Origin of the sequence: Rhodococcus sp. UFZ-B548 (assembly GCF_903819475.1) — a bacterium.
Lineage (GTDB): Bacteria > Actinomycetota > Actinomycetes > Mycobacteriales > Mycobacteriaceae > Rhodococcus_F > Rhodococcus_F erythropolis.
Window position 1 is genome coordinate 65,321 of the sequence record NZ_CAIJDS010000018.1, and the last position, 15,282, is coordinate 80,602.

Here is a 15,282-nt window from a genome sequence, read left to right on the forward strand (position 1 = left end):
GGTCACTGACTCTACGTCGCAGTCGGGGCCGGGGTTGTCACCTCAGCGTCGAACAGTTCGTCGAGTGCGGCTCCGAAACCTTGCGCGAGCTGGTCCAATTCGGGCGCCAGATCGGAGCAACTGACGATGCCGACGTCGAGTTTTCCGTCGAGTGACATCACCGTCACGTTGAGTCCTGCCCCGTGAAAGATCGGGCCGAGCGGGAACATTCCCTTGATCTGGGCGCCGAGGAAGTAGAGCGGGACCGGCGGCCCGGGCACGTTCGAGACGACCAGGTTGGACACGACGGGGTGACGCTCGGCGAGTTTGAGCGACGAGTACACCCGCATGGCGGCGCCGAACACCGCCGGCGATGCGAACTGGGACCAGTCCTGGAGCATGTTCGCGCCCAGAGCCTCGTTGTGGTTCTTCGAGGTGGCGTTGTAATCGCTGATCGCGTGCAGACGCTCGACCGGATCGCCGATCTGGGTGCCCAGCTGCGTGAACATGCCCGAGATCTGGTTTGTGCCCGGCCGATCGGATTTACCGTGGACCGATACGGGGACCATCGCGACGAGTGAGTCCTCCGGCAGTTCGTCGCGGTCCTCGAGGTAGGTACGCAAAGCACCCGCGCACAGCGCGAGAACCACATCGTTGACCTTCACGCCGTGACGGTCTTTGACGGCTTTGACCTTCGCGAGATCGAGCTGGCTGAAGGCGACGTTGCGGTGGCCGGTGATCGCGCCGTTGAACGAGGTCCGCGGCGCGGTGAACGGAGCAGGCATCGCTTCACCCTTGCGTGCACGCGTCACCCACTTGGGGAGCATCGCGATTCCGCCGGGGACCAGACGGGCAATTCTTGCGGGTCGGGCGATGACGGCCATGAGTCCGCCGATCGCGATGTCCAGCGTTCCCGCGTCGCCCGCACCCTGTGCGGTGGGATCCACGAGCGCCGGTGAATCCGGTTCGAGACTGCACAGCTGAGCGAGGATGTTCGCGCCGGTGACGCCGTCGGCAGCGCTGTGATGAATCTTCGACATGACGGCGATCTGTCCGTCGGCAAGTCCCTCGATGACCCACATCTCCCACAGTGGGCGGGAACGATCCAGCGGTTGGCTCGCGATGTGTCCGGCGAGTTCTGCCAGTTCCGCGTGTGTGCCCGGAGCAGGTACCGCGGTCCGGTGGCAGTGCCGCTCGATGTCGAAATCGTGATCGTCGACCCATACCGGGTAGTCGAGATTGAGGCGGGAATCTTTGAGTTTGCGCCGGAAGGTCGGCATCGTGGCCATCCGCGAGTCCAACTCGCGAAGCAGCTTCCGGTAGTCGTAACCGCCCGGAATGGTCGAGGGGTCGAGCAGTACGAGTCCACAAACGTGCAATAGCTGGGTCGGTGTTTCCAAGTAGAGGAAGGTCGCGTCGAGTCCGCTGAGACGTTGCATGACTCATTTTAGAACAGGTTCTAGTATTTTTCCGGGGGAATGCGTAAACGAGTAGTGGAGTTAGTCGCCCTGCCGCGACAGCGTGGTTATCCCGGCAGGCGGAAGTCCTGCCGCGTACGCGAGAACTTCACAGAAAGCCTCGACGTGGTGAGCCAATTCCGATGACGTTGCAGTCCAGGATGCTCGTAACTCGAGTTGGTGGGCTCGCGGCGGGCCCGCGATGTCGCCGTATCGCACGGAAGTTGTGGCTGTGACCGTACCGCCCAGGGCCACAAAAGGTTCCGGTCCGGCTTCGAGTGCGTCCACCAGCCAACTCCAGGCTACTTCGGGAAGTAGTGGATCCGCGGCGACGGCTTCGTCGAGGTCGGCCTGTATGTAGGCCACCAACCGCATGGTGCCGTTCCACGCCTCGTCGCCGTCCGGATCGAACAACAGGATCAGGCGGCCGAAAGCGTCGCCTTCGGACTGCTCGGCCACGACGTCGGAGTCCGGGTGCAGAACCTCGGCTCCCACTGCGTGGCTGTACGGAGCGAGACGCTGCGGCGGACGGATGGGACCGACCTCTATCTCGGGCCGAACCCGCGCAGCGGTCATCGCCTCCACGGCGGCACGGAACTCGGCCGGGTCGGCTGTCGATCCGGATGTCGTCACAGGTCAGGACGTTAGTCGGGGATAAGGGCGGGTAGGTGGAGGCGCGCCGACCGAGTGTGGTTCGGGTGTGTGGCCGCTCACGAACCGCTCGGGTGTCCGATCCCGAGTGTGGGACATGGCAGCATTGAGTCGATCGAAGACACACGTTGGCGGAGAGCGCGAGGACTGATGAGCGGGTTGGACAACATGAATTCAGGCATGACCGGGTCGGCGGAATACAGCGCTCGGCGAGTTTTGCCCGACGCACCGTTGCTCGCCGCGGCGACCGGACGCACTCCGAGTCGACGGCCGGTGTGGTTCATGCGCCAGGCCGGACGTTCGTTGCCGGAGTATCGCGAGATCCGCGCGGGGATCGGCATGTTGGAGTCGTGTTTCGATCCGGCGCTGGTCTGTGAGATCACGATGCAGCCGGTGCGCCGTCACGACGTGGACGCGGCAATCCTGTTCTCGGACATCGTTGTTCCGCTCAAGGCTGCGGGAATCGATCTCGACATCGTTGCCGGCGTCGGACCGGTGGTTGCCAATCCGATTCGCTCCATCGCCGACGTCGCAGCCCTCCCGCGGTTGGTCCCCGAAGAGGTCGGGGCGATCGCGCAGGCCGTTCGACTTCTCACTACCGAGTTGGGCTCGACTCCGCTGATCGGCTTTGCCGGAGCGCCGTTCACCTTGGCGTCGTATCTGGTCGAGGGTGGTCCGAGCCGGAACCACGAGAAGACCAAGGCGCTCATGCACTCCGATCCGAAGACCTGGCACGCGTTGCTCGGAAGCCTGGCAGACACCACGATCTGCTTCCTGCAGACGCAGCTCAAGGCGGGTGTCGACGCGGTTCAGCTGTTCGACTCGTGGGCCGGCGCGCTCTCGCTGGCCGATTACCGGGAATTTGTTCTCCCGCATTCCGAACGGGTGTTTGCCGAGGTTGCCGCTGCCGGCGTTCCGCGCATCCACTTCGGTGTCGGAACCGGTGAACTTCTCGGCGCGATGGGGGAGGCAGGTGCCGACGTCGTGGGTGTCGACTGGCGGATTCCGCTCGACGTCGCGGCCGGTCGTGTCGGTCCGGGCAAGGCGCTGCAAGGCAATCTCGATCCCGCTGTACTGTTCGCGGGCCCCGAGGTGATCGATCGTGAGGTGCGCCGGATCGCCGCCGAAGGTGACCGCGCGATCGAGGCCGGTGCCATCGGCCACATCTTCAACCTCGGCCATGGAGTTCTTCCTGACACCGATCCCACGGCGATCACCTCGGCGGTGGAGCTGGTGCACTCGCTGTGACAACCACTCGGCCGTCGGTCGCGGTGATCGGAGGCGGAATCTCCGGTCTGGTTGCCGCGTACCGGCTTCGGCGCAGTCTGGGCTCCGTTGCCGACATCACGGTCGTCGACGACTCTCCGCGACTGGGCGGGAAGCTGCGAACGATTGATCTGGGTGGTGGCCCGATCGACATCGGCGCCGAGGCGTTCATCGCCCGTCGTCCCGAAGTCCCTGCGCTTCTCGCCGAGCTGGGACTGACCGATCAGATCGTTTATCCCGCGGGGTTGAGCCCGTTGATCTGGTCCCAGGGCTCACTGAATCGACTTCCTGCCGGAACCCTGATGGGAATCCCGGCATCGTCCGAGTCGGTGAGAGATCTAGTCGACGAGCAGACGCTGTCGCGCATAGCTGCCGAACCAGGCGCTCCGTTCGAGTGGACCCGCGGTTCCGATTGCAGTGTTGCCGAACTGGTTTCACAGCGATTCGGTGATCAGGTGGTCAGCCGATCGGTGGATCCGCTTCTCGGCGGGGTGTACTCGGGCCTGGCAGAGACCATCGGAGTGCGTGCAGCTTTGCCGACACTCGCTGCGGCGCTCGATGCGGGCGCTCAGAGCCTCACGGATGCAGTTGCAGCCGCAGTGCCGACACCTACACCCGGACCAGTGTTCGGAGCGCTCAGGGACGGTTACGGCATCTTGCTCGATGCGCTGCGGCAGGCCGCCGACGCGACGTTCGTCCGCGGCGAGGCTTCCGGGTTACGCAGGGACGGGAAAGGTTGGAACGTCGATCCGCTCGGCAGCGTCGACGCGGTGATTCTGGCCGTTCCGGCGCCGCGCGCAGCGGTGCTGTTGGCCGGTGTCGATGCGGATATTGCGCGTATCGCGTCGCGGATCGAACTGGCGTCGTCCGCGGTGGTGGCGCTCCGCTTGCCCGGTCAGGTCGACCTTCCGCAGAATTCGGGGATCCTGGTTGCCACCGACGCCGACCTGACCGCCAAGGCGTTCACGCTGTCGAGCCGAAAGTGGACGCACCTCGCTGATCGCGGCGAGCATCTCGTTCGGGTGTCGTTCGGTCGATTCGGCGCATCGGAGATCGTCGACCGGCCGGATGGTGAACTGATCGAACTTGCGCGCGCCGATCTCGAGACCGTGACCGGAATCACCGAGGAGTCAGGAGCGAGCTTCGTACAGCGGTGGCACGGCGGTCTTCCCCAGTACTCCCCAGGTCACACGGAAATCGTGGCTGAAATCGAGTCCGGGATGACGCAGTTCGACGGCCTCGAAGTAGCCGGGTCGTGGCTGCACGGCGTCGGGGTTCCGGCGTGTGTCGCAGTCGGCACGACGGCGGCTACACGGATATTCGAGCGAGTGGCACGATAGACCCATGGCACGCCTTGATTTCGACAAACTGAACTCTGAAATCCGTTACCTCATGTTCTCCGTGTTCCAGGTGGAACCCGGTGTGCTGGGCGATGATCGGGAAGCTGCGGTCAAGGACGCCCGCTTGTTCTTCGAGGGTCTCGAAGACAAGGGCGTCGTGGTTCGCGGCATCTACGACGTCGCCGGCTTGCGCGCCGACGCGGACTTCATGATCTGGACCCACGCGGCCAGCATCGAGGAACTGCAGGCCGCGTACGCGGATTTCCGCCGCACCACCGTCCTCGGACAGGCCAGTGCTCCCATCTGGAGCAACTCGGCGGTGCACCGCCCCGCGGAGTTCAACAAGAGCCACGTGCCCTCGTTCATCGCGGGTGAGGATCCGGGCGACTACATCTGCGTTTACCCGTTCGTCCGCTCGTACGAGTGGTACCTGCTCCCCGACGAGGAGCGTCGCAAGATGCTCGCCGATCACGGTATGGCTGCTCGTTCGTACAAGGACGTTCGCGCCAACACGGTCCCGGCCTTCGCTCTGGGGGACTACGAGTGGATTCTCGCGTTCGAAGCGCCTGAGCTCATCCGTATCGTCGATCTGATGCGCGATCTGCGTGCCACCGAAGCTCGCTTGCACGTTCGCGAAGAGGTGCCGTTCTTCACCGGGCCGCGCGTGGACATCGAGAAGCTGGTCCTTTCCCTACCCTGATCTACTTCGAAAGTAGTTTCTGTGACAACTGCACCGAACCGGCGTCGTCAACACATGTCCCATTGGGGAATGTTCACCGCCGAATCGGTCGCCGGCGAGGTGACCGCCGTGCATCCGTACGAGGGTGATTCGAATCCCTCGCCGATGCTCGGGAACCTCGCCGGTTCGGTGCGCAGTCGGGCTCGCGTTTCGGGCCCGGCGGTGCGCCGCGGTTGGCTCGAGAACGGGCCTGGTCCCAGCGACCGACGTGGAGCGGACGAGTTCGTCTCGGTCTCGTGGGACGAACTGACCGAACTCCTCTCCCGCGAGTTGCGTCGCGTGGTCGACACGCACGGGAACAACGCGATCTTCGGTGGCTCGTACGGCTGGGCCAGCGCCGGTCGATTCCATCACGCGCAGAGCCAAGTTCACCGATTTCTGAATCAGCTGGGTGGATACACCAAGTCGGTCCACAGCTACTCGCTCGGTGCCACCGGTGTCATCATGCCGCGTGTGGTCGGAACACACTGGAAGTTGTTCGCGCGCTCCACGTCGTGGGACGTCATCGCCAAGCACTCCGATCTTCTCGTCTCGTTCGGGGGAGTACCGATCAAGAACACCGGCGTCAATGCCGGTGGTACGAGCGATCATCCGACGCGCGGGGCGCTCGACGCATTTCGTGCCCGCGGCGGAAAGATCGTCTCCTTCAGTCCGTTGCGCGACGACGTCGATGGCGACTGCGAGTGGATCGCACCCATTCCGGGAACCGACGTGGCAATCATGCTTGCCCTGGCGTTTGTCCTGGCGTCGGAGGACCTGCACGATCGCGATTTCCTGAACCGCTTCTGCGTCGGCTACGAACGCTTCGAGGATTACCTGCTCGGACGTGCCGACGGTGTACCGAAGGATCCGCGCTGGGCGCAGAAGATCTCCGGGGTGCCGGCGGAGTTCATCACCGACCTGGCTCGGAGAATGGCGTCCGGCCGGACGCTGGTGACCGTCACGTGGTCGTTGCAACGCATCAAACACGGTGAACAGGCGCCGTGGATGGGCGTGACACTCGCCGCGATGCTCGGCCAATTCGGGCTTGCGGGTGGCGGTTTCGGCCACGGCTACGGTTCGATGAACGAGCCGGGTCTGGCTCCGGTGCCGTATCCGTTGCCGACCTTCTCGCAAGGTGTGAATCCGGTGCCCGATTTCATTCCGGTGGCCGCGATCTCCGATCTCTTGCTCTCGCCCGGCGAGGAGTTCGACTACGACGGCAGGCGCCTGACCTATCCGGATATTCGGTTGGTCTACTGGGCCGGTGGCAATCCGTTTCACCACCACCAGGATCTCCCGAGGCTGCGACGGGCATTTGCGCGTCCGGACACGATCGTCGTTCACGATCCCTACTGGACGCCGATGGCCCGCAACGCCGACATCGTTGTCCCGTCGACAACGTCGCTCGAACGAAATGACCTGAGCTGCACACGAAATGATCCACTTCTGGTCGCGATGCAGCAAGTAGTTCCACCTTTCGCGAACTCGCGAGACGACTACGACACGTTTGCCGCTCTGGCTTCTGCGCTCGGATTCGGGGAGCAGTTCACCGAGGGGAGATCCTCACAGGAGTGGATCGAGCATCTCTACGGTCAATGGCGGCCGTTCGTCGATGCAGACGGCGGCAACACACCGACGTTCGAGGATTTCTGGTCGGATGGGCACTACCGGATGCGAACCGAAGACAACCTCGTGCTCTTCGGTGACTTCCGCGAGGACCCCGAGAAGTATCCGCTCTCGACTCCGAGTGGGAAGATCGAGATCTTCTCCGAGACCATCGAGTCTTTCGGCTACGACGACTGCGCCGGCCATCCGCGCTGGTACGAGCCCGACGAGTGGCTGGGTGGACCACGGGCCACGCAATTCCCGCTTCACTTGATCGCCAACCAGCCCAAGACGCGGCTGCACAGCCAACTCGATCACGGCGCTGCGAGCCAGGCATCGAAGATTCAGGGACGCGAGCCGATTCGTATGCACCCCGATGCAGCGGCCCAGCGCGGCGTGTCGGCTGGGGACGTGGTGCGCGTATTCAACGATCGCGGGGCGTGCCTGGCTGGTGTGATCGTCGATTCGGATTTGCGGAGCGACGTCGTCCAGTTGTCGACCGGGGCGTGGTACGACCCGCTCGATCCTGCCGATCCCGATTCGCTGTGTGTTCACGGAAATCCCAACGTTCTGACGCCGGACGTCGGCACGTCTTCGCTTTCGCACGGGTGCACCGGCCAGCACGTTCTGGTGCAGATCGAGAAATTCGAAGGTGTTCTGCCGCCGGTCAAGGCGTTCGATCCGCCCGTGCTTCGTTCGCGCTGACGGAACCGATCGGCCACCTCCCGCGTCGAACCTCGTGAGCGCCTGAATCAGGTGTCACGATCTATCGGAGGTGGGGGCCATCGTGAGTGGGGCGGATGTTGGTTCGATGAGGGGACAGGTCGAAGTTCTTCGGGCTCAGATCGATTCGATGCAGGTTGATCTGTTGGAGCGAACGCGATCGCTGGCGGATATGCAGGAGAAGATCGCACGAGCAACGGCGAGCGCGCGCTCGAGTGATGGCAGTGTGGAAGTCGTCGTAGACGCTTCGGGGGCGACCGTGGGAGTCACCCTCTCCGGGAGCGCTTACGGCAAGCATTCGCCGGTAGCGTTGGGAAATCTGATCCTGGCCACGGCCACATCTGCGGCGGAGGACATGCGCCGACAGATTGCCGAGATGTCGAGGCCGTTCACCGAAGCGGCCAGGATCGATTTGCCCGACCTCGTTCCCGGTGTGCTCGGATTGCGTGAGATTCTCGCGCCTCGTCCGGCGTCGGTGCCGGTCGGCGGCGACGAGCACTGGGACCGCACCGTTCTGAGGAGCTCCGGCAATGTCTGAACTGGACGTGGACGTGGCCGCGATGGGAAGTGCTGCACCAGCATTCGAGGTGGTCGCTGCCGATCTCGACGAGGCACGGAGTGCTCTGGAAACAGTGGCCGGCGCCGAAGAGGGGTGCTGGGGCGCTGACCAGTTCGGAACCGCATTCTCGGACGCGTATGTTCCCGGTGCGGAGTCAGCAGTCGGCGGGATGACACTGGTCGCGGGCGCGCTCCGCGAATTGACTGCCACGCTGATCGAGATCGCCGATCGTTTCGAATCGATCGACACCTCGCTTGCCGACGACATGGCGGGTGGGCTCTGATGGGACTCGAGATTCCAGGCTGGTTACAGGCGGTTGCGTCGGTTGCGGTGGGCAGTGACTGGCCGCAAGGAGACGAAACGGCACTGTGGAGGTTGGGTGATGCCTGGTCAGGCGCGGCTGATCGGATCGAGGCTTCGGCCGCTGCCGGTGGTTACGGATTGCAAACAGTACTGGCATCGATCGACGGTCGAGCCGGCGACTCGTTGTCTCGGTATTGGTCGGAGGCCGGGGGAGTTGCGGAGGTCTTCGAGCGGTTGTCCTCTGCCGCGGCCGAACTGGGTCAGTCATGCACCGATACCGGCACGGACATCGAGTACACCAAACTGTCGATCCTCGCGGCGCTGGGCGCACTGGCGCTCGAGATTGCCGCCATGGTGGCGGCCGCTGTCCCGACACTGGGTGCGAGTACCGCCGGAATCGTGGCGGCGGAGGTGGCAACAACACTCACGGTCCGAATGCTGTTGCAGCAATTGTTGATACGAGTGATCGAGGCTGCAGCAGTGGAAGCTGCCGCTGCCGTCTTCTCCGGCCTCGCCATTCAACTCGGGCAGATGACGATGGATCATCGCCAGTCGATCGACGGTGGCAAGGTCGTGACCGAGGGGCGCGACGGTTTCATCAAGGGACTTGCGAACGGAGGGTTGAAGACGACGCCGGATCGTGTCGGCCCCGACCCGAACCCGCTCCCGACCGGTTCGAGATTGCAGCAGATCGCGCGGGGGGCTTTCGACGATGCGGTATCGGGAGCGTCCGCTGCGATCGTGACGAAGGAAGTCACGGGCGGCGATGCCTCGTTGACGGACATCACGTCCGGCGCGATCGGTGGTGGGATCGGGTCAGTCAAGGACGGTCTTGTCGCTCGAAACGAGGACCTGAACGCGGCTGGTCTGAGCCCGACTGCGCTGAACTGGGACTTCTGAGTTGAAGTCTCGAATCGTGGGCTACCAGTGACACGGGGTAGCCCACGACCTGGCTACTGAGCGGGCTTGAGAACCAGCGAGATCGAGTTGATGCAGTACCGCTGATCGGTCGGCGTCGGGTATCCCTCGCCCTCGAAGACGTGACCGAGGTGGCTGTGGCACTTCTTGCAGATGACCTCGACACGGCGCATCCCGAGTGAGCTGTCTTCCTTCAGGATCACGGCATCCGAATCCGCCGGATCGAAGAAGGACGGCCACCCGCAGTGCGATTCGAACTTCTCGGTGCTGCGGAACAGTTCGGCTCCGCACGCACGGCAGGAGTAAACGCCTTCCGTGGTGGTGTCGGTGTACTCGCCGACGAAGGGGCGTTCGGTGCCGGCTTGGCGCAGGACGGCGAACTCCTCCGGCGTCAGCTTTTCGCGCCACTCGCTCTCGGTGTACGTGACCTCAGGTGTGCTGTCGATGCCATCGTGTGAAGAACTCATGCCTCCACGCTAATGCTTTGTCGCCGTTTCGGCTTCGTCGGCAGGTGAGACGGTATCGAGTGGGGGATCGAGGAGGTAGGCGGGATCGATTCCGCGATCCAAGCGGCCCTCGCGACGCGCGACCAGATACCGGTATCCGAGGACACAGAAGATCACGATCAGCAGAAGGCTCCAGCCGAGGGTGCTCTTGGTGTATTCGGCTGCCCGGCCGAAGGTCGGCCAGCGGTTCGACCACCAGCTGTCGAACGTCATGAAGCCGTAGACGGCGAGCCACGCCGGCCAGTTCCGCATGACCGAGTTCTTGAGCACCACGGACATCAACAGCGGCAACAGCATCATCGAGTAGTACATCTGGCCGAGCGATGGCAGCAGGAACGACGCGGTCATGATCACACCGGTCGCGGTGGTGAGGAAGAAGAGTTCGTCGTTGCGGTAATAGCGGTAAAGAAGCCACAGAGAGACGACGACCATGGCGGCCAACACGACGCGCAACAGCAGGATCAACCATTCGGGCAGACCGAAGTAAGCGCCGTTTCCGACAATCGAACTGTTGAAGTAGTCACGAGATTCGAGCAGGTACGGCACGGTGCGGCGGACGAAGTCCATCGGATCCGACGCAAGCGGCCATGCCACGACCGTGAGAATGAACGGGATGCCCAGGGCGGTGACGAGCACCTTCCACTGACCGCGAACGAGCGGCAGCAGGAGCAGTGGCGCGAGAGTGGGTTTCACTGCGATGGTGAGACCGATCGCGGCGCCGGCCCACAGATCCTTCTTGCGCATCAGCAGCAGGAGGAAGGCAACTTCGCCGAGCAGTACGAGGCCGTTGATGTTGGTGAACACCAACGTGTTGGTGACCGTCTCCGACATGAAAGCGCCGAGCACCAGAATCGGCGCCGCGATGGAACTGATCGTCAGGTCGAACAAGCGCAACAGCAGGTAGAGAGCCACGAGAATGGCGACGGCATTGACACCGATGAACAGCCACCGCGAGCGCTCGGGATCGAGGATCGCCAGGGGTGCCATCAACAAGGAACCCGATGGTGGGTACAGATAATGGGGGTCTACGGAGTTGAAATCTGCGGTGTAGACGTCGCGCCCGTTCCAGAACGCCAGCGCGGCGTTGTAGACCGGTCGGAAGTCATCGGTGACGGCGCCGTTGACTGCTGTGACGATGACACGATTGAGCACGGTCATCACGGCGATCGGCCACAAAACGAAGTTGACGACTTGTTGGGTTGTCCGCCCGGTACGCGGCTCGAGCTGTCGAAGGAACACTTCGGCACGGTACACCGGAGCAGGGTGTGATCGGGGGATGCACCCCTTTTCGGTCGTGGTGGACAAGCGCCCGAGTCAGGCCGGGCACACGCTTCCGTTGCTGGGCAGGGAGGCATCGGTGAGGTATGCCCTCATCGCCTGCTGCGCGCAGGTGGATTGTGCCGCGGGGTGACCCGCACCCTGCCAGTCCAGGGTTGCGAAGCGCGACCCCGCGTTGGTCACGACGCCGGTGACGGTCGAGAGTCCGGAGTTCCCGACGGCCGGGTCGCCCTGACCGCTCAGCACGAGGACGGCGGGCTTCAACTGATTCGGCAGGGGAGAGTTGGCGGTCGACGGCCAGCTGGCGCATGCGAGCAAACCGAGCGCGGCTTCTCGACCGAATACCGGATAGTTGGTGCCCCAGGTGTCCGCCAGTTCGCGGACGCGCCCGATCCCCGGCCACTGCATGCCGTCGGTGCATCGTCCGATGAACTGGCCGTCACCGTCCACCTCGTTCTCTGCCCGGGCGGCGCGCTCTCGAATCGGCGAAGCGTTGCCGGTACCGAGCGCGGACAGAGCGTCTGAGAGCGAGCGGGTTTCTTGCTCACGGTTGGTTCCGGCAGTCCACAGGCTCGCCGAAATCGCGTTCGACACCGCAGCGGCGGACAGCGGCTGGAATTCATCGGCCCGAGCGCGCTCCATCAAGTCCGTGACCGCTTTCTTCGGATCAGGTCCGAGCGAGCACCCCAGCGCCACACATCGCTGAGCGAATGCGGTCAACGCCGCTTCCTCGCCCTGCACGCGGCTCTCTGCCTCGGTGGCAGCGTCCGTGGCCACCGGAGCGGGAGAATCGAGGATCAACCTCGCGAGGTTGTCGGGGTGGGCTGCCGCGTAGCTCAGCGCGATGTCCGAGCCGGACCCTGCCGACCACAGAGCGATGGTCTCGACGCCCCACCGCGTACGTAGAGCGTCGATGTCCTCGGCCGCGGAGTCCGCGCCGAACTTCAGTTCTTGAGGATCGAGATAGTCGGTACAGGCGATGGTTGCATCGTGACCGAGAGCGGCGACCGCGTCGGCGGCGTCGCCGGTGGAGTCCGCGTCGAACTGGCCCAGATCGTGAAGGCCGCGCCGAATCTCCGGCGTCATGCAGTCGATTGCGGTGGACCTGTCGATTCCGCGTCGATCCAGGGCAACGACGGGGTGGTCCGCGAGCACCGTCGTCAAGCCGGACGTAGCGAGCATGGCCAGAGAGTTTCCCGACGAACGGTCGGTGCCGGATGTGAACACGATCGGATACGCGTTGGCAGGCGTCGAGGACGTCCGAGCGCGGGTCAAGCCGGCAGTGAAGTTGCCGTCGATGGCGCCGGTCACGTCGATGGGGGCACTGAATTCCGCGCATTCGAGGATGACGCCGGCGCTCGACGCTGCGAGAGCCTGGTCGGCGAGTGACGTGCCGGTGCAGTCTCGCCACGGTATGTCGTCGGTCGGGACGCCGGGGTCAACCGGCGGCGCATCGGGTGACGGTCCCTCGCTCTGGGCAGGGCTGCCGTCGGTGCGGCCTTCGACCGCGACGGCGGGCCGAAGCGACGGCCCGGCGCCGCACGCACAACACGTCGCGAGGACGACGGCCATCAAAGCAACTCTGCGCATGCCGACCAGAGTGCCAGGTTCACCGACGTGGCTGCTGACGAACCCATCGAGTGAGGATCGTGCCGTCCGAATCGCCGAGAATGTGAGCGGGATGCATCGACGTGGGCATTGCATTGGGGGAGAGCGAGATTCGGCCGACTTTGCTCCCCACCAGTTGAGGTGAAGTGGTGATGCAGAGTTCGTCGACGGCATTGTCCTCGATCAACTGCCCGAAAAGGGACGGCCCTCCCTCACACAGCACGCGACGGAGCTTGCGAGCCGACAAGGCCCTGTCGATGTCGCCGCTGCTGACATTCGGTGAGTCCGTCACCTCCACCTGCGCTCCGGCCGACCTCAGCGCTGAAATCGCTGCGCTGTCCGCGGCGCTACCGACAACAAGAATCGGCGGAATTTCGGTATCTCGCAGGAGCCGGCTTTCAGGGTCGATCGACGCGTGCGCCGAGACGACGAGGATCTGTGGGACCGGAGCGAGGCCGCCCGCCTTTCGTCGCGCCCGGGCTGCGTCCGAGATCTGCACACCCCCGTAGTTCTCGGATCGCGCTGTGCCTGCGCCGACCACGACGACGTCACAAAGTTCGCGCAAGATCCCGAATACCGACTTGTCCGCAGGTGTGCCCAGTCCATGGCTCACTCCGTCGACGGAGACGCACCCGTCGATGCTGGAAACGAAGTTCACGCGCATCCAGGGTTGGGAGAGGTTCTCCGGATAGGCGTACAAGCCGCGGAGTTCGTCTTCGTGGCCTGGTGTGAAGTAGGTCGCAATATCCATACGGTGCACATGAGAGATCACATCACGTAGATACCCTTGACGGATGCATGAACGTCTTGTCGATCGCAGCCCGGTGGTACCCGCCGATCAACTGGTAGCTCAAATGGTGCCTCCCGCAATGTTCGACGAGGTGAGTTTTGCCTCCTACATTCCTGATCCGAAGGAACCGAGCCAGGCAGCTGCTGTCGCCAAGGCCGAGGAATTCTCCAAGCGCGTAACCAAGATCCGTAGTGGTGGACGCCGCGGACTGTTCGGCAAGAAGACCCAGGCGACCGGCGCCGGCCTGTACCTCGACGGCGGGTTCGGTGTCGGTAAGACTCACTTGCTGGCGTCGATCTTCCACAGCGTTCCGTCGCCGAAGGCTTTCGGAACCTTCGTCGAGCTGACACACGTCGTCGGCGCTCTCGGCTTCAACAAAGCGGTCGAAGCGCTCGCCGACCACAGCGTTCTCTGCATCGACGAGTTCGAGCTCGACGATCCGGGCGACACCATGCTCGTCTCTCGCCTCCTTTCGGAGCTTTCCGCGCGCGGCGTGTCTATCGTCGCGACGTCGAACACGCTTCCCGGCCAGCTCGGTGAGGGTCGCTTCGCGGCTCAGGACTTCCTGCGTGAGATCAAGAAGCTCGGCTCGATCTTCGAGACGATTCGCGTCGACGGCCCCGACTACCGTCACCGCGATCTCCCGCCCGCACCGGAGCCCATCTCCTCGGAGGAATTGGTCTCTCGGGCCGAGGCGATCGACGGCGCCACGCTCGACAACTTCGACGAGCTGTGCAAGCACCTCAGCACACTGCATCCGTCGCGCTACAACAAGTTGGTCGAGGGGGTGAAGGCGGTCTTCATCGACGGCGTTCACCCGGCCACGGATCAGTCTGTTGCACTGCGCATCGTGGTTCTCGCCGACCGCTTGTACGACGCGAGCATCCCGGTCACCGTTTCCGGCGCACGCCTCGACGAGATCTTCACCCCCGAGATGCTTGCCGGTGGGTACAAGAAGAAGTACCTGCGCGCGACCTCGCGTCTGCTCGCACTTTCTCGTTTCGAGGTCGCGGCCGGCTGATCAGCAGGCCTGTCAGCTGACGGGGCGCTCCATCACGAAATCGTGGTGGAGTTGTGCCCCCACGAGAAAAGTCTTCGTGCCGACCTGGGTGAAGCCGTGTTTGGCGTAGAACTTCTGGGCGCGCAGATTTTCCTGATTGACACCCAGCCAGATCCCGGCACTTCCGCTGCGTCGTGCATGGTCGACAACCGCGTCCATCAGGGATGCTGCCGCGCCGGTTCCGTGGTTTCCCGGAAGCACGTACAACTTGCTCAGTTCCGTCGTCGGGCGAAGTGTCACAGCAGCTTTGACGTCCGGGTCGGCGGGCTCGTCGTCGACGAGCATCGCGTAGCCGACGATCGAGCCGTCGCGAATGACCTTGAGAACGGTTCGTGTCGGGTCCGTCAGATACTCGGAGAACTTGTCGACGGATAGGACGTTGTCGATGAAGGCACTGATGTCGTCGTCGGATGCGTCCGGTGGACAAGCCAGCGGAAACGTCACCGCTGCCACGTCGGCGATTGCTTCGGAATCCCAGATTCCGGCCCGGTCAACGGTGATCGTCACGTCAGTTTCTA

General features: G+C 63.8%; 15 protein-coding genes. 8 read left to right on the top strand and 7 right to left on the bottom strand.

Annotated features, from left to right (window positions below):
• Positions 1–11 precede the first annotated feature (11 nt).
• Together H7C86_RS17160 and H7C86_RS17165 are read right to left on the bottom strand one after the other, a co-directional pair.
• Entirely contained in the window at positions 12–1,418 is a 1,407-nt protein-coding gene (locus H7C86_RS17160; RefSeq protein ID WP_019748265.1) for a wax ester/triacylglycerol synthase family O-acyltransferase, read from the bottom strand.
• A gap of 60 nt (positions 1,419–1,478) precedes the next feature.
• Positions 1,479–2,069 carry a DUF3000 domain-containing protein gene (locus H7C86_RS17165; protein WP_019748266.1) on the bottom strand — a complete coding sequence of 197 codons (591 nt, stop codon included), beginning with the start codon at positions 2,067–2,069 and terminating at the stop codon, positions 1,479–1,481.
• 168 nt (positions 2,070–2,237) lie between these two features.
• On the opposite strand from H7C86_RS17165, the gene hemE reads away from it, so the two are divergent.
• The 7 genes from hemE to H7C86_RS17200 all read left to right on the top strand — a co-directional run bounded on the left by hemE (position 2,238) and on the right by H7C86_RS17200 (position 9,504).
• Positions 2,238–3,335: a uroporphyrinogen decarboxylase gene (gene hemE / locus H7C86_RS17170; RefSeq protein WP_021334677.1), complete on the top strand. Its 1,098-nt coding sequence runs from the start codon at positions 2,238–2,240 to the stop codon at positions 3,333–3,335.
• Positions 3,332–4,693 carry a protoporphyrinogen oxidase gene (locus H7C86_RS17175; protein WP_182261906.1) on the top strand — a complete coding sequence of 454 codons (1,362 nt, stop codon included), beginning with the start codon at positions 3,332–3,334 and terminating at the stop codon, positions 4,691–4,693. Before hemE ends, H7C86_RS17175 begins: the two co-directional genes overlap by 4 nt.
• A gap of 4 nt (positions 4,694–4,697) precedes the next feature.
• Positions 4,698–5,393: a hydrogen peroxide-dependent heme synthase gene (hemQ, locus tag H7C86_RS17180; protein ID WP_019748269.1), complete on the top strand. Its 696-nt coding sequence runs from the start codon at positions 4,698–4,700 to the stop codon at positions 5,391–5,393.
• A gap of 54 nt (positions 5,394–5,447) precedes the next feature.
• Positions 5,448–7,724 carry a molybdopterin guanine dinucleotide-containing S/N-oxide reductase gene (locus H7C86_RS17185; RefSeq protein WP_182261923.1) on the top strand — a complete coding sequence of 759 codons (2,277 nt, stop codon included), beginning with the start codon at positions 5,448–5,450 and terminating at the stop codon, positions 7,722–7,724.
• An 82-nt stretch (positions 7,725–7,806) separates the two neighbouring features.
• The gene (locus H7C86_RS17190) at positions 7,807–8,280 is read left to right on the top strand and encodes a YbaB/EbfC family nucleoid-associated protein (RefSeq protein ID WP_223257840.1); all 474 of its coding nucleotides are present in this window, start codon (positions 7,807–7,809) and stop codon (positions 8,278–8,280) included.
• Positions 8,273–8,584, top strand: coding sequence for a hypothetical protein (locus H7C86_RS17195; protein ID WP_029255275.1), 312 nt, complete (start codon positions 8,273–8,275; stop codon positions 8,582–8,584). The genes H7C86_RS17190 and H7C86_RS17195 overlap by 8 nt, the downstream gene beginning before the upstream one ends.
• A complete protein-coding gene (locus H7C86_RS17200) occupies positions 8,584–9,504 on the top strand; it encodes a hypothetical protein (protein ID WP_019748273.1) in 921 nt (306 codons plus the stop codon). The genes H7C86_RS17195 and H7C86_RS17200 overlap by 1 nt, the downstream gene beginning before the upstream one ends.
• A 53-nt stretch (positions 9,505–9,557) precedes the next feature.
• Here H7C86_RS17200 and msrB read toward each other — a convergent pair whose 3' ends face one another.
• From msrB to H7C86_RS17220, 4 genes are read right to left on the bottom strand one after another with little or no spacing between them, the layout of a single operon-like run.
• Positions 9,558–9,989, bottom strand: a complete 432-nt coding sequence (gene msrB, locus H7C86_RS17205) for a peptide-methionine (R)-S-oxide reductase MsrB (RefSeq protein WP_003942631.1) — start codon at positions 9,987–9,989, stop codon at positions 9,558–9,560.
• Between the two features lie 9 nt (positions 9,990–9,998).
• Positions 9,999–11,282, bottom strand: a complete 1,284-nt coding sequence (locus H7C86_RS17210; RefSeq protein ID WP_182261907.1) for a glycosyltransferase family 87 protein — start codon at positions 11,280–11,282, stop codon at positions 9,999–10,001.
• 60 nt (positions 11,283–11,342) lie between these two features.
• Positions 11,343–12,896 (bottom strand): alpha/beta hydrolase, encoded by a 1,554-nt coding sequence (locus H7C86_RS17215; protein WP_019748275.1) that lies wholly within the window; start codon positions 12,894–12,896, stop codon positions 11,343–11,345.
• 19 nt (positions 12,897–12,915) lie between these two features.
• Entirely contained in the window at positions 12,916–13,665 is a 750-nt protein-coding gene (locus H7C86_RS17220; RefSeq protein ID WP_182261908.1) for a pyrimidine reductase family protein, read from the bottom strand.
• A 43-nt stretch (positions 13,666–13,708) separates the two neighbouring features.
• On the opposite strand from H7C86_RS17220, the gene zapE reads away from it, so the two are divergent.
• The gene (gene zapE, locus H7C86_RS17225; RefSeq protein ID WP_019748277.1) at positions 13,709–14,725 is read left to right on the top strand and encodes a cell division protein ZapE; all 1,017 of its coding nucleotides are present in this window, start codon (positions 13,709–13,711) and stop codon (positions 14,723–14,725) included.
• 12 nt (positions 14,726–14,737) lie between these two features.
• Here zapE and H7C86_RS17230 read toward each other — a convergent pair whose 3' ends face one another.
• The gene (locus H7C86_RS17230) at positions 14,738–15,271 is read right to left on the bottom strand and encodes an N-acetyltransferase (RefSeq protein ID WP_003942603.1); all 534 of its coding nucleotides are present in this window, start codon (positions 15,269–15,271) and stop codon (positions 14,738–14,740) included.
• Between the last annotated feature and the right edge of the window lie 11 nt (positions 15,272–15,282).

Bases quoted from the DNA above. Each gene is read 5' to 3' on its own strand.
- H7C86_RS17160 (WP_019748265.1), bottom strand. From the start codon at position 1,418: ATGCAACGTCTCAGCGGACTCGACGCGACCTTCCTCTACTTGGAAACA.
- hemE (WP_021334677.1), top strand. From the start codon at position 2,238: ATGAGCGGGTTGGACAACATGAATTCAGGCATGACCGGGTCGGCGGAA.
- hemQ (WP_019748269.1), top strand. From the start codon at position 4,698: ATGGCACGCCTTGATTTCGACAAACTGAACTCTGAAATCCGTTACCTC.
- H7C86_RS17185 (WP_182261923.1), top strand. From the start codon at position 5,448: ATGTCCCATTGGGGAATGTTCACCGCCGAATCGGTCGCCGGCGAGGTG.
- H7C86_RS17195 (WP_029255275.1), top strand. From the start codon at position 8,273: ATGTCTGAACTGGACGTGGACGTGGCCGCGATGGGAAGTGCTGCACCA.
- H7C86_RS17200 (WP_019748273.1), top strand. From the start codon at position 8,584: ATGGGACTCGAGATTCCAGGCTGGTTACAGGCGGTTGCGTCGGTTGCG.
- msrB (WP_003942631.1), bottom strand. From the start codon at position 9,989: ATGAGTTCTTCACACGATGGCATCGACAGCACACCTGAGGTCACGTAC.
- H7C86_RS17215 (WP_019748275.1), bottom strand. From the start codon at position 12,896: ATGCGCAGAGTTGCTTTGATGGCCGTCGTCCTCGCGACGTGTTGTGCG.
- H7C86_RS17220 (WP_182261908.1), bottom strand. From the start codon at position 13,665: ATGGATATTGCGACCTACTTCACACCAGGCCACGAAGACGAACTCCGC.
- zapE (WP_019748277.1), top strand. From the start codon at position 13,709: ATGCATGAACGTCTTGTCGATCGCAGCCCGGTGGTACCCGCCGATCAA.